This is a genomic window from Frankia alni ACN14a (assembly GCF_000058485.1).
Taxonomy (GTDB): Bacteria; Actinomycetota; Actinomycetes; order Frankiales; family Frankiaceae; genus Frankia; species Frankia alni.
In genome coordinates this window covers 3,321,103-3,334,175 of sequence record NC_008278.1, presented here as the reverse complement: position 1 = coordinate 3,334,175, position 13,073 = coordinate 3,321,103, and the positions used below count along the sequence as shown (strand labels likewise).

Annotated in this window: 10 protein-coding genes; 8 read left to right on the top strand and 2 right to left on the bottom strand. The window is 73.5% G+C overall.

Annotated features, from left to right (window positions below; translation table 11 throughout):
• Nucleotides 1–22: 22 nt before the first annotated feature.
• Nucleotides 23–958, bottom strand: coding sequence for a TIGR03619 family F420-dependent LLM class oxidoreductase (locus FRAAL_RS13370; RefSeq protein ID WP_157734540.1), 936 nt, complete (start codon nucleotides 956–958; stop codon nucleotides 23–25).
• Between the two features lie 1,120 nt (nucleotides 959–2,078).
• On the opposite strand from FRAAL_RS13370, the gene FRAAL_RS13365 reads away from it, so the two are divergent.
• The 4 genes from FRAAL_RS13365 (at nucleotide 2,079) to FRAAL_RS13350 (ending at nucleotide 5,730) form a co-directional block, all read left to right on the top strand.
• Complete coding sequence (locus FRAAL_RS13365; protein ID WP_011604205.1) at nucleotides 2,079–3,422, top strand: acyl-CoA dehydrogenase family protein; 1,344 nt, start codon at nucleotides 2,079–2,081, stop codon at nucleotides 3,420–3,422.
• Nucleotides 3,419–4,480 carry a phosphotransferase family protein gene (locus tag FRAAL_RS13360; RefSeq protein ID WP_011604204.1) on the top strand — a complete coding sequence of 354 codons (1,062 nt, stop codon included), beginning with the start codon at nucleotides 3,419–3,421 and terminating at the stop codon, nucleotides 4,478–4,480. The genes FRAAL_RS13365 and FRAAL_RS13360 overlap by 4 nt, the downstream gene beginning before the upstream one ends.
• A complete protein-coding gene (locus tag FRAAL_RS13355; protein ID WP_011604203.1) occupies nucleotides 4,477–5,181 on the top strand; it encodes a TetR/AcrR family transcriptional regulator in 705 nt (234 codons plus the stop codon). The genes FRAAL_RS13360 and FRAAL_RS13355 overlap by 4 nt, the downstream gene beginning before the upstream one ends.
• 159 nt (nucleotides 5,182–5,340) lie before the next feature.
• On the top strand, nucleotides 5,341–5,730 hold the full coding sequence (locus FRAAL_RS13350; protein WP_231861635.1) for an acyl-CoA thioesterase: 390 nt from the start codon (nucleotides 5,341–5,343) through the stop codon (nucleotides 5,728–5,730).
• 74 nt (nucleotides 5,731–5,804) lie between these two features.
• Here FRAAL_RS13350 and FRAAL_RS13345 read toward each other — a convergent pair whose 3' ends face one another.
• Nucleotides 5,805–6,620, bottom strand: coding sequence for an SDR family NAD(P)-dependent oxidoreductase (locus FRAAL_RS13345; protein WP_011604201.1), 816 nt, complete (start codon nucleotides 6,618–6,620; stop codon nucleotides 5,805–5,807).
• Between the two features lie 231 nt (nucleotides 6,621–6,851).
• Here FRAAL_RS13345 and FRAAL_RS13340 point away from each other — a divergent pair, with 231 nt between their 5' ends.
• From FRAAL_RS13340 to FRAAL_RS13320, 4 genes are all read left to right on the top strand, one after another.
• The gene (locus FRAAL_RS13340) at nucleotides 6,852–8,882 is read left to right on the top strand and encodes a bifunctional 3-(3-hydroxy-phenyl)propionate/3-hydroxycinnamic acid hydroxylase (RefSeq protein ID WP_231861634.1); all 2,031 of its coding nucleotides are present in this window, start codon (nucleotides 6,852–6,854) and stop codon (nucleotides 8,880–8,882) included.
• A gap of 129 nt (nucleotides 8,883–9,011) precedes the next feature.
• Nucleotides 9,012–9,671, top strand: a complete 660-nt coding sequence (locus FRAAL_RS31690) for a hypothetical protein (protein WP_083866789.1) — start codon at nucleotides 9,012–9,014, stop codon at nucleotides 9,669–9,671.
• Between the two features lie 389 nt (nucleotides 9,672–10,060).
• Nucleotides 10,061–11,719: a carotenoid oxygenase family protein gene (locus FRAAL_RS13325; RefSeq protein WP_011604197.1), complete on the top strand. Its 1,659-nt coding sequence runs from the start codon at nucleotides 10,061–10,063 to the stop codon at nucleotides 11,717–11,719.
• An 81-nt stretch (nucleotides 11,720–11,800) separates the two neighbouring features.
• Nucleotides 11,801–13,051: an NAD(P)/FAD-dependent oxidoreductase gene (locus FRAAL_RS13320; RefSeq protein ID WP_011604196.1), complete on the top strand. Its 1,251-nt coding sequence runs from the start codon at nucleotides 11,801–11,803 to the stop codon at nucleotides 13,049–13,051.
• Nucleotides 13,052–13,073 lie beyond the last annotated feature (22 nt).

The window sequence follows — 13,073 nt, the reverse complement described above, 5'->3', positions numbered from 1 at the left end:
ACAGACGCGACGACGCGGCTGCTCAGAGTGCCTTCGCCGCGGCCGCAAGGCCTTCGATCAGCTCCCCCGCCTCCGCGGCCGAGCGCAGGCGGTGGTTGGGGCCGGCGACGGCCATGGTCGCCCCGGCCTCGAGGTAGGGCTCGGCGGCGGCGACGGTGCGTGCCGCGTCGATCCCGCCGGCCGCGTCGGGCACGGGGGGCAGCGGCACCCGCACGACGAGTGTCGCCGGGTCGCGGCCGGCGTCGGCGTACGCAGAGCGCAGCGCGGTCACGCCGGCGCGCACCTGCTCGGCGGTGACGCCGACCGGCGTCCACCCGTCGCCGAGCCGGGCGATGCGGCGGACGTTCGCCGCCGTCGCGGCCACGCCGTAGTAGAGCGGGATGCGGCGCTGGACCGGCACGGGCCGCGCGGTCAGGCCGTCGAGGCGGCCGGTACCACGGCCGACGGCGTCACCGCCGGCGGCGTCGAGGCGGCCGGCGTCGAGCGGTAGGGAGAACGGCTGCTCGCCCCAGGCCAGCCGGCAGGTCTCGATCACCTCGTCGAAGCGGCGCCGGCGCTCGTCCCAGGCCAGCCCGACACCGGCGTACTCCTCGGACTGCCAGCCGGTCCCGACGCCGAGCTCGACCCGCCCGTGGGAGATCACGTCGAGGGTCGCGACCTCCTTCGCGAGCACGAGACCGGGCCGCAGCGGGGCGAGCAGCACCGCGGTCGACAGCCGGATCCGCTCGGTGACCGCGGCGACCGCGGCCAGCGACAGCAGCGGATCGGGCCAGGCGGTGTCGGGCGGGTGGCCCCAGGGCCCGTACGGGTAGCGCGAGGTGTCGGGCGCGATCACGAGGTGCTCGCCGAAGCACAGCGAGTGCAGCCCGGCCACGTCGGCCTGGCGGGCCATCGCGAGGAAGGCGTCGAACTCGCCGTCGGGGGCCAGGCCGGGCCGGGCGAACAGGCAGAGGTCCACGGGGGCGATCTCCCTCCAGCACCGGCGCGGCCGGTCCCCCGGCACCGTCGCCGCGAGGATTCGCAGACCGTAAGATCGCCCCCGATTTTTGTCAACCCAACGGTCGACGGAACAGCGGCGCCGACCCCGCCCGCGCCGCCACCCCACCGCGCACCGCCCGCGCCGCCACCGGCCGCCCCCGCGCCGCGTTCCTCACGCCTGTGCCGCGGTAGGCCTACGGTTCGGCGGCTGCAGCGGGAAGTCCTTGGCCACCGCGGCCGATGCGGTGCGTTCTGCCCGGTCTGGGCCCATCGGACCGTGCATTCCGTACCGCAGGGCGCCTCCCGCGCCCGGCCTGGATGATCGTCGTGTCCGCGGAAGCACGCCCCGCGCCACGACCCGCCAGTGTGACGACGGCTCGACACGGTCATGCAGATTCCGCTGACCGGGCCTGTCGGTGGCGCCGCTCGGTCGCCCGCAGTCGCTTGCGATCCACATTCGTCGCTCACGGAGCCGTTTCGCCCGCCCACCCGTCCAGATCCCGGCCAGATCCCGGCCAAATCCCGGCCAGATCCCGGCCAGATCGTGCCGAGGTCTCGGCACGGTTCTCCGGCCAAAAAGCGTGCCGAAGCCTCGGCACGTTTCTGTACTCATCTGGTCACACGCCAGGAAGCGGGCGACGGGAGCGGGCGGTTGTCGAGACCGGGCAGTCGCCGAGACCGGGCAGTCGCCGAGACCGGGCAGTCGCCGAGACCGGGCAGTCGCCGAGACCGGGCAGTCGCCGAGCCGGCGACCCGGCCCGCCGGCTGGCCGGACCCGGCACGAGGCGGCATCTCGGCCTGACTACCGCGGTGACCATCCCGACCGGGCCGACAGCGCCACCAGGACGACAGCGCCACCAGGACGACAGGGCGCGGTCATACAGATTCGCGCAACCGTGCCGCGCCGCCGGAGAGCCCGGCATCCATGGCGACCCGGCATCCATGGCGACCCGGCATCCATGATCATGTGAGGTCCCCGCGCCGACGCTCCTAACGGGCCCGGATCACCTGGCGCCGACGAGCCGTCCCGATCACAGACGCGGACGCGGACTAAGTCTCTCGCTTGACGTTCTAAAGCAGGTGGCTTAGAAATCGACGTCATGGCGTGGGACTTCGAGACGGACCGGGCGTTCGCCGAGCAGCTCGAGTGGGTCGACGCGTTCGTGCGGGAGGAGGTCGAGCCGCTGGATCATGTCCTGCGGGAGCCGTTCGACAAGACCGACGAGGTGGCGAACGCGATCGTGCAACCGCTGCAGCACCTCGTGCGGGAGCGCGGGCTGTGGGCCGCCCACCTCGGGCCCGAGCTCGGCGGATCCGGCTACGGGCAGGTACACCTCGCGCTGCTCAACGAGATCCTCGGCCGCTCCCGCTGGGCGCCGTCGGTGTTCGGCTGCCAGGCGCCGGACTCCGGCAACGCCGAGATCCTCGCCCACTTCGGCACGCCCGAGCAGCGGGCCCGCTACCTCCAGCCGCTGCTCGACGGCCGGATCAGCTCGTGCTATTCGATGACCGAGCCGCAGGCCGGCGCCGACCCGACGCTGTTCCGCGCCTCCGCCCGCCTCGACGGCGACGAGTGGGTCCTGCGCGGCGAGAAGTGGTTCTCCACCAACGCCCGCTACGCCAGCTTCTTCCTGGTCATGGCGATCACCGATCCGGACGCCGGCCCGTACGAGCGCGCCAGCATGTTCATCGTGCCGGCGGGCACGCCCGGTCTGGAGATCGTCCGCAACGTGGCACTCGGCCACGAGGCGCCCGAGCTCGGCGCGCACGGGTACGTCCGCTACGACGACGTGCGCATCCCGGCCGATCACCTGCTCGGGCAGCGCGGCCGGGCGTTCGCGATCGCCCAGACCCGCCTCGGCGGCGGCCGCATCCACCACGCGATGCGGACCATCGCCATGGCCCGCCGAGTCTTCGACGCGATGTGCGAACGGGCCCTGTCGCGCCAGGTGCGCTCCGGCCCGCTGGCCTCCCTCGGCGTGGTGCAGGAGCAGATCGCCGACAGCTGGATCGAGATCGAGCAGTTCCGCCTGCTGGTGCTGCGCACGGCCTGGCTGATCGACAAGCACAACGACTACCGCCGGGTCCGCCGCGACATCGCCGCGGTGAAGGTGGCGATGCCGAAGGTGCTGCACGACATCTCCCGCCGCGCGCTGCACCTGCACGGCGCGCTCGGGATCTCCAACGAGATGAACTTCGTCGAGATGCTGGTCGCCGCGGAGCTGCTCGGCCTCGCCGACGGTCCCACCGAGGTGCACCGGGTCACGATCGCCCGCGAGGTCCTCAAGGATCACCGCGCGGTCGAGACGCTGTTCCCGAGCGACCACCTGCCGACCCTGCGGGAGGCGGCCACCCGCCGGTTCGCCGACCGCCTCGGCGGCGGCGGTCTCGGCGGCGGCGGTCTCGGCGGCCTCGATGACGGTGTCGCCTCGGCGCAGGCATGAGCGGGGCCGTGGACGGTCCGGCGGTCGCCGTGCCCGGGGTGGACCTCGGCCGCCTGGCCGCGTGGATGGACGACCAGGGTCTGCCGGCGGGGCCGATCACCGCCGTCGAACGGCTCGCCGGCGGCACCCAGAACGTGCTCGTCCGGTTCGACCGCGGCGGGCTGCGATTCGTGCTGCGCCGTCCGCCCGTGCACAAGCGGCCCGACAGCGACCGGACGATGCGCCGCGAGGCCCGCGTGCTCGCCGCGCTCGCGTCCACGGCCGTGCCGCACCCCCGGCTGCTCGCCGCCTGCGCCGACGAGACCGTCCTGGGCGCGGCCTTCTACCTGATGGAACCGGTCGACGGCGCCAATCCCACGGTCGAGCTGCCCGCCGGTTACCGGACCTCGCCGGGCTGGCGGCACCGGCTGGGTCTCGCGATGGCCGAGGGGGCCGCCGCGATCGCCGCCGTCGACCACGTCGCCGCCGGCCTCGCGGATCTCGGCCGCCCCGACGGCTACCTGGAACGCCAGGTCGGCCGCTGGCGTAGTCAGCTCGAGAGCTATCACACGCTGCCCGGCTACCCGGGGCCCGAGGCACCGGAGCTGGATGCGATCGGTGCCTGGCTCGACGCCCACCGGCCCGACGACTTCCGCCCCGGGCTGGTGCACGGCGACTACCATCTCGCCAACGTGCTCGTGACGGCGGACCGCCCGGCGCTCGCCGCGATCATCGACTGGGAGCTGGCGACCATCGGCGATCCCCTGCTCGACCTCGGTGGCCTGCTCAGCACCTGGCCCGGTCCCGAGGGGCCACCCCCCGGGGCGCTGGGCGTGCGTCCCTGGGACGGGTTCCCCACGGCCGCCGAGCTCGTCGCCCGCTACGGCGAGGTCAGCGGCCGGGACCTGCGGTCCCTGCCCTGGTACGAGGTCCTCGCCGGCTACAAGATCGGGATCATCCTGGAGGGGACCTACGCCCGCGCCTGCGCCGGCCAGGCCGATCCCGCGGTCGGCCGGCAGCTGCGCGCGACCGCCCGGCGGCTGTTCGCCCAGGCGAGCGCGCGCATCGCGGCGGCATGAGCGGCGAGCACACCCGCCGCGACCTGCTGCTGGCCGCCGAGCGGCTGTTCGCCGCCGGCGGCATCGACGGCCCCAGCATGCGTGAGATCAGCAAGGCCGCCGGCCAGCTCAACACGAGCGCGCTGCAGTACCACTTCGGCGACCGGCAGGCCGTTCTCGCCGCGATCATCGACCGGCATCACCGGGACATCGAGACCCACCGGCTCGGCCTGCTCGACGCCCTGGAGCTCGACGGGGAACCCCCCGTCGGGCTCCCCGGGAAGATCCCCGGGGAGCCCGACGGGAATCCCGGGCTGCGCGCGCTGGCCGCCGCGCTCGTGCTCCCCCAGGCGGCCCGCCTCGACCACCACGACGGCGGACCCGAGTATCTGCAGATCATCGCCGAGGTGACCGCGCGCCCCGAACACTTCGCCACCAGCTTCGCGACGGCGTCGGCCGCACCGAGCATGGTCCGCTGGCGCGCCCTGGTCACGCCGTTCCTGCCACCCGCCGCGGTGGGCCCGCCGCTGCACCGCCGGTTCGCAGCGATCCGCTTCCTCAACGGGGAGCTGGCCACCCGCGCCCGGGAGCACCACCGCCCGGACCACCGCCTGTTCGCCAGCCACCTCGTCGACCTGGTGACGGCGATCCTCGCCGCCCCGGTCTCGGCGCAGACGAGCCGGCACATCCACTCCGACGCGCCGAGCCCCGTCGACCGGTAGTGTCGGAATTCGGCGCGACGCCGGATGAGAGCCGAACACGCAGCTCACCGGGTCAAGCCCAGCGGGTCGAGCAGTCGGAGCGGCCCGGGTCGGTTGTGCCCGCGGCCGTGCCGCGCGGCCGTCAGGGGGAGCGAGGCACCGCGGTCGATGCTTCGGTACATGCTGCCGGTGACACACCGGCCGGATCGTGACGGCGCGGTGAGCCGACACCGCCACGTCCCCTTCTTCCTGGCCCTGGAGATCGCCTCGCAGGCCTGGGCGCGGGCGCTCGCGACGACCTGTGAGGGGCTGCTCTCCCCCGCCGATCTCGCCGTCGTCGACGTGGCCAGCACCTACCGCCGGGAGCTGTTCACCGGCGACGTCCTGTTCGACGTCAGCCTGGCGAAGTTCGGCACGAGCTCGCTGACCTTCGCCCTGGAACTCACCCAGCACGACCACTCGGCGGCGAACCTGACCGCGACCCTGGTCAAGGTCGACGCCGACCGGCTGCACTCGATGCCCTTCACCGCCGAGCAGCGCGCCGGCCTGGAGCGGCTCCTGCTCGTCTGACCACCACGCCTGGCGCCGTCCGTCCTGCGGTGCCCGTCCGTCCTGCGGTGCCCGTCCGTCCTGCGGGCAACGGTCTACCAGGGCACGTCGGCGAGCAGCGCCTCGACGCGCGCTCGCACCCCCGCCGCCGTCTCCGGGTTGGTGAGGATGTGAACCCGGTCGGCCTCGACGCCCTCGAGCGCGATCCGGGCGACGTCCGCCGGTAGCAGGACGGAGCCGCCGCGCTGCGCCGCCCGGTCGGCGAGGGTGTCGGTCGGGTCGGGTGTCCGCGCCCCCGCCGGCCGGTTCGCCCGCGACGTCTCGCTGAGCGCCGTCGCCACCGGCCCGGGGCACAGCACGCTCGCGCCGAGGGTGGGGGCGACCGCCCGAAGCTCCAGGTCGAGCGTCTCGGTCAGCCCGATGACGGCATGCTTGACAGCGTTGTACGGCGTCAACGTCGGCAGCGGCATGAGGCCGCCGACGGACGCGGTGTTGAGGACGTGGCCGCCACCCTGGCGGATCAGGTGCGGCACGAAGTGGTGCACGCCGTGGACCACCCCGAGCAGCGCCACGTCGATCAGCCAGCGCCAACTGGCCAGACCCTGCTCCCACATCGGCGCCGGCCGGCTCACCACGCCGGCGTTGTTGCACACCAGGTCCACCCGGCCGAACCGGTCGATCGTGGCCGCGGCGAGGGCGCCCACCTGGTCGGCGTCGCCGACGTCGGCCGCGACCGCGAGCGTCGTGGCCCCGGCCGCGGCGAGCGTGGCGGCGGCCCGCTCGACGGCGTCGGTCTGCACGTCGGACAGGACGACGTGAACGCCCCGGGCGGCCAGCGCCTCGGCCAGCCCGTACCCGATGCCGCTGGCCGCCCCCGTCACCACCGCGACCTGCCCCTGTTCGATCCTCATGACCGCATCCTGCCGGCAAACGCCCCCGGACGTCGACGTCGGCAGCCGGCGAGCGGGGGCGGGCGCCTACCGACCGCAGGGACCCCGACGGGGGATTTGCCACCGTCCGGCGTCCGGCCGCCGGCGAGAGTTCGCGGCGCGGCGGAGCCGGCCGTTGCGCTGTGCAGACGGGTCTTCTACGTTCCGTAACTGGACGGTTCGCGGAACGGCAACACGAAGGGAAACGAACCTGTGGACGACGATGTCCAGGTGCTGGCCCCAGGGCGTTCGCCTCTGTCGATCCCGGCACCGCGGGTGGCCGGATCGCAGGATGACCCGGACGTCCAGCCTGACTCGCGAGTCCGGGATGACCCGCACGTCCGGGATGACCCGCAGGTCGACGTGCTGATCGCGGGTTACGGCCCGGTCGGCGCCGTGCTGGCCGCCCTGCTCGGCGGACGCGGGCTGTCGGTGGCCGTCGTCGACCCGCAGCACGAGCCCGTGCCGCTGCCCCGCGCGGTGAGCCTCGACGAGGAGATCCTGCGCCTGCTGGTCCGGCTGCCGGGCCTCGGTGACCTGCTCGACCACGTCCACGCCTCGGAGCGCAGCACGATCCTCGGGCCCAGCCGGCGGGTCCTCATCGAGCTGGGCCTCGGCGAGAGCGAGCTCGGCATGCCCGCCGCGGCCTTCTTCCACCAGCCCACACTCGAACGTGACCTGCGTGCCGGCATCGCCACCCTGCCGACGGTCCGAACCCATCTCGGCCGCGCCGTCACCGCCCTGCACCAGCACCCCCGGACCGGCACCGGCACCGGCACCAGCAACACCGGCACCGGCACCGGCACCAGCACCAGCACCAGCAACACCGGCACCACTGGCACCACTGGCACCAGCGGCACCATCCGCCACGACGACGGCGGCGTGACCGTCGAACTGGACGACGGCAGCCGGCTACGCGCCCGCTGGGTCGTCGGCTGCGACGGTGCCGCGAGCCCCGTGCGACGCATGCTCGGCATCGGCTACCAGGGCTCCACCTTCACGCAGCGCTGGCTGGTCGTCGACGTCACCGCCCCGGCGCCGCTGGCGCACCTGCCGTACTTCACCTACAGCTGCGATCCGCGACGCCCGTCGGTCAGCATGCCCATGCCCGGGGGTCACCGGTGGGAGTGGATGCTCCTGCCCGGCGAGGATCCGGAGCGGATGGCCGCGCCCGACGGCGTGCGCGCGCTGCTGCGCCCCTGGGTCGACCCGGACCAGGTCCAGGTCGCCCGCACGGCCGTCTACACCTTCCACGCCCGCACAGCCGACCGGTGGCGGCGGGGACGCGTCCTGCTCGCCGGCGACGCGGCGCACAGCATGCCACCGTTCAGCGGGCAGGGCCTGGGCGCGGGCGTCCGCGACGCCGCCGCCCTCGCCTGGCGACTCGACGAGATCCTGCGCGGCCTCGCCGGCGACGACCTGCTGGACAGCTACGAACGAGAACGGCGCCGGCACGTCGAGACGGTGATCGCCGGAGCGCTGCGGATCGGCCGCATCCTGCAGACCACCGACCCGACCGTCTCCCGGCTCACCCGCGCCCTGCTGTTCACCCTCGACCGCACCCCGGGTCTGCGCCAGGCACTGCGTGGCGGTGCCATCCAACAGCGACCCCGCCTCCCCGGGCAGGTCGCCGGCCCCCTGCCGGGCGCCGGCCTCGTCCTGCCCAATCCCCGCCTGCGCACTCTCGACGGCCGCCGCTGCCACCTCGACGATCTTCTCACGGACGGGTGGACGCTGATCGGCCTCGGCGGTGACCCCGTCGCCGGCCTGGATCCGGCGGCGCGCGCCTGGGCGGACCGGCGCGGCGTCACCGCGTTCGCGGTCGTGGCACCCGGCGGCCTGCGCACCCTCGCCGGGGTGACCTGCCCGGCCGTCGAGGATCTGGACGGCACCCTGATCCGCCTGCTGACCGCCCCCCGCCTGGCCCGCGTCGCCCGCCTGGCCCACCCGACCCGCGTGGGCCGCGGGAGTTCGGCCACGGACGTGAGCCCGGCCCCACGGGCCGTTGCACCGAGGGCCGTCGCGTCGAGGGCCGTCGCGTCGAGGGCCGTCGCACCGAGGGTCGCCGTCGTCCGACCCGACCGTTTCCTGCTGGGCATTTTTTCGACCCCACCGCGCGGGACCGATCTCCCGGGATTCGTCGATCCGCCCGGCCGCAGCGACATGCTCCACGCGGAACTCGATCGGGTCGATCGCCCCGATTCCGTCGACCTCGTCGCCGCGGCCGTTACCCCGGCCCCGTAGCACCGGGAAGGGCTCGGCGTCCAACGGGTACAGTGCGATCAGATCACTGCACGGGCGGCGAAATTCGGCGCGGTCATGCTCGAGATGACCCGGATCCACGGCGGCCGTGCGTCATGGGTTGGGGGGCCTGTGAGTGCTTCGGGTGGTTCCGACGGTGGCCTGCTCGGCAACAGGGCCGTCGCCTTCTGGGCGGTGGTTACGGGCATTCTCGCAGTGGTGACCTTCAGCGTGGGCGTCGCGACCAGACTGACGGCCGGGCCCGACGGTCCCACCCCCACCCCGAGCATCTCCTCCCCCACCTCGCCCACGCCGTCGCCAACGCCGACGCGGTCGCCATCTCCCGCCCCGTCGCCGTCCGGGGACCCATCGGGTGGCGACTCGTCCCCCACCGTGCGGACGACGTCGCCGCGGCCGTTCGTCACCACCGACGGCCGGCTGGCCTCCCCGTCCCGACCGTCCGACGGGACGGCCCTCGACAATCCCCGGCCGCTGCAGTACACCTTCGCCGGGGCGAGTCAGTACCCGTGCTCGTCGGAGGGCCGGATCCGGTCACTGTTCCAGGCCCCGGCGCAACTCGTGGTGGACAACCGCAGCTCCCAGATCATCCAGCTCTACTATCTCGACGCGACGGGAAACCGGATCGCGCAGACCACCCTTGCCTCCGGCCGCAGCGTTTCCATCCGGAGCCACCTGGGCGACGCCTGGCTGCCCGCCACCGGCCAGGCGGACTGCATCGGCATCTTCGCGCTGCGCGGACCCGGCCGCATCCAGATTTTCGACGCCCGATAGCCGGCGAGGAGTAATCGACGACACCCATGCCTGGCGTAGGCCCTGGGGGCGAAGGCGCGGATGTGCACCGGATCTGATCCGGCCTGTCGCCACTGCGTTCCGACCGGTGCAGCCCGGAGCTGTCCTCGTCCGCGGTCTTCTTCCGGGTGGTCGGCCCGCTCGTGTGCCGGGGTGTCACCCTGCTGTCCGGACGCGAACACGATGGGATACGCGACCTACGCGTCCAATGACACGTTTGGAAACCTCGATCCTCCCGGGCCGGCCGCGGCGGGCAGAAGTACGGTCATGCCGCACCAGCCCAGCCGCACGTTCCGCGCACCGGCACAGCGCCCGGCGCGCTACGGGCGCAAGGGCGCACTGCCGCGCCCAACCCGGCGAGGGGACACACTATGGGCCACGCTCTTCACCATGCCCTCGAGGCGAGCCAGGAATACGACCTCGAACTCACCGTGACAGCGGGACGATGGCCCGACGCCCTCACCGGCGAGTTGTTTCTCATCGGCCCCGCCCAGCCGACCGACGTCCGTTTCATGTTTGCCGGCCCCGGCATTCTCACCCATGTCGACCTGGCCGCCCGGCGCTGGCGGACGACCCGGGTCCGCACCCCCGACCTGGCGTTGTACACGGCTCTGCGCCAGGCCCTGCCGGCCGAGGACTTCGCCGCGCTCGCCCTCGGGGCACGCCCGTCGCTGACGAACGTCGCGCCGCACTTCTACCGCGACCGGCTGGTGCTCACCGGCATCAGTCAACGTCCGGTCGAAGTCGATCCGATCACCGCGGACTTTCACAGTTTCCTCGGTGGCGTCGACGAGTATCCGGAGGTGGCGGCCCATCCGCTGTTCCCCGGGGTGCGGACGGCGGCGCATCCGGTCGAGGATCTCGACGAGGGCTGCATGTGGTGGTGCAACACCCGGCTGCACCCCCAGGGCACGTCGACGACGGACGTCGAGGGCACACTGTGGGTGGCGCGCTGGGACGGTGCCGGACCCGTGGACACCTGGTGCGTGCCCGGTGCGCACCTCGTGCAGGGCGTCCACGAGGTCACGGTGACACAGGACTACGTCATCGTCACCGAGATCGGTTTCCAGCAGGAGCCGGGCAGCGTCGCCGGCCGCAACCGCACGAAGCCGCACCTGCCGTTCACCGACATCTACCTCGTCGCCAAACGGGACCTGACCGCGGCCCGACGCGGCCGGACGGTCCCGGTGACCCACGCCCGCGTCCCGTACGAGTCGTTCCACCACTTCGCCGACTATCGTCAGGACGGCGACGACGTGACGTTGTACATCGCGCATTCCAACGGCTGGGACCTCAACTACAGCCTGGCCGCCTCCGACCGGGTCTGGCGAACGGGCACCGCCCTCGCCCCGGGACTGCACGGGTTCATCTCGGCGCCCGTCGACGCCTCGCCCGTCGGGCGGTACGTCATCGACGGTCGGACGGGCGAGGTCCGCGACAGCCGGCTGTTCCTGGCCCCGCACCAGCACTGGGCGACCCTGCTGTACGGCCGGGACATGCGCCGCGGCGCACTCGAACGAGGCCGGTACCTCTGGCAGGCGTACTGGGGATGCGACCCGGAGATGCTCGTCGCCCGCATCGTCGAGCTGTACGCCACGCACCCGTGGCGCGTCGTCCCCGTGGACCGCCTGCCGACCCGGGAGATCCCATCCTCCCTGGTCTGCCTCGACCTGGAGTCGATGACGGAGCAGTCGGCGTGGTCCTTTCCCGCCGGCACGGTGGGTGAGTCGCCGGTGTACGTCCCCGATCCCGCGGGCGGCGCGGGCTGGGCGGTCATCGTCGTGCACCACGCCGACCGCAGTGAGCTGCAGGTCTTCGACGCGCTGGCGCTGGGGGCCGGACCGGTGGCCGTCGCCGGCGCACCCGGGCTGAAGCTCTCCGTCCAGTTCCACTCCGCCTACAGCCCGACGCTGCGCACCCGCCCGCCCGACTACCGGCGTTCCTTCGCCGACGACCTCGACCCGAGCTGGAAGGACCTGCCCGTCCCCGCCCGCACCGTGATCGCCCGGGTGCTCGAGCAGTACGGCTGACGGCACGACGAGTAGCCGGGAAAACAGGGAAGCGGGAGAGCAGGGAAGCACGCAAGCAGGCGCGCGAGGAAGCGAGGAACGATGTACGACGTGATCGTCGTCGGGGCGCGGTGCGCGGGCTCGCCGCTGGCCATGCTGCTGGCCCGCCACGGCCACCGGGTGCTGGCCGTGGACCGGGCGACCTTTCCGAGCGACACCGTGTCGACGCACTTCATCCACCAGGCGGGCCTCGCCCGGCTGCGGGACTGGGGGCTGCTCGACCGCCTGCGGGCGACGGGGGTGCCGCCGGTGCAGCACATGACCTTCTCGTACGACGGCATCCACGCCGAGGGGTTCGCCGGGGCGATCGACGGCGTCGCCGAGGTCCTCTGCCCGCGCCGTACGGTGCTCGACGCGCTGCTCGTCGACGCGGCCCGCGCGGCCGGCGCCGAGGTGATCGAGGGCTTCACCGTCACCGGGACGATCGTCACCGACGGCCGGGTGGCGGGGATCCGGGGATACGACGCCGACGGCACCGAGACCGCCTTCGCCGGACGGTTCGTCGTCGGCGCGGACGGGGTCGAGTCGACGGTCGCCCGGTTGGTGGGCGCGGAGGTCTACCGCGACGTGCCCGCGAGCGGATTCGTCTACTACTCCTACTTCGACGGACTCGACTGGGGCTTCCACAACCGGACGGCGCACGGGCGGCAGTTCGCGAGCTGCCCCACCCACGACGGGCGCACCATGGTCGCGGTCATGCGCCGCCGGGACGCCTACGGCGCGTTCCGGGCCGACGTCGAGGAGAGCTTCCGGTCCGTGGTGGCAGGCGTCGTGCCCGAGTTCGGCGCGGACCTTCGGGCCGCCACGCGGGCCGAACGCTTCCGGGGGCTGCGCTACGCCGACAGCTACTACCGCCGGTCCCACGGACCGGGCTGGGCCCTGGTCGGAGACGCCGGCTATCACAAGGACCCGCTCACCGCCTGGGGCATCACCGACGCCTTCCGCCACGCCGAGCTGCTCGCCGAGGCCCTGCACCGGGGGCTGGCGGGCGAGTCCCCGATCGACGGCGCCGTCGCGGGCTACGCGGCGCGGCGCGACCGGGAGACCGCCGGCACCTTCGCGTTCACCGTCACGGTGGCGGCGCTCGCGCTGCCACCGTTCCTGCACGCGGTGCTGTCCGCGGCGACGCGCAGCCCGGCCTACCGCGCGAAGTTCTTCGCCATGGTCGGCGGAGGCTACCCCGGCGAGGAGTTCTTCGCCCCCGATCACCTCGCCGCCCTCTACGAGGAGGTCGGCACCCCGCCCGCCCTGCGCCTGCTACCCCCCGCGCCGGCGCCCGCCGCCCAGCCCTGACCCGCCGCCCAGCCCTGTTCCG

What these genes read in the sequence shown, in the direction of transcription:
- FRAAL_RS13365 (WP_011604205.1), top strand. Translation starts at nt 2,079, where the DNA reads ATGGCGTGGGACTTCGAGACGGACCGGGCGTTCGCCGAGCAGCTCGAG.
- FRAAL_RS13360 (WP_011604204.1), top strand. Translation starts at nt 3,419, where the DNA reads ATGAGCGGGGCCGTGGACGGTCCGGCGGTCGCCGTGCCCGGGGTGGAC.
- FRAAL_RS13355 (WP_011604203.1), top strand. Translation starts at nt 4,477, where the DNA reads ATGAGCGGCGAGCACACCCGCCGCGACCTGCTGCTGGCCGCCGAGCGG.
- FRAAL_RS13350 (WP_231861635.1), top strand. Translation starts at nt 5,341, where the DNA reads ATGCTGCCGGTGACACACCGGCCGGATCGTGACGGCGCGGTGAGCCGA.
- FRAAL_RS13345 (WP_011604201.1), bottom strand. Translation starts at nt 6,620, where the DNA reads ATGAGGATCGAACAGGGGCAGGTCGCGGTGGTGACGGGGGCGGCCAGC.
- FRAAL_RS13325 (WP_011604197.1), top strand. Translation starts at nt 10,061, where the DNA reads ATGGGCCACGCTCTTCACCATGCCCTCGAGGCGAGCCAGGAATACGAC.
- FRAAL_RS13320 (WP_011604196.1), top strand. Translation starts at nt 11,801, where the DNA reads ATGTACGACGTGATCGTCGTCGGGGCGCGGTGCGCGGGCTCGCCGCTG.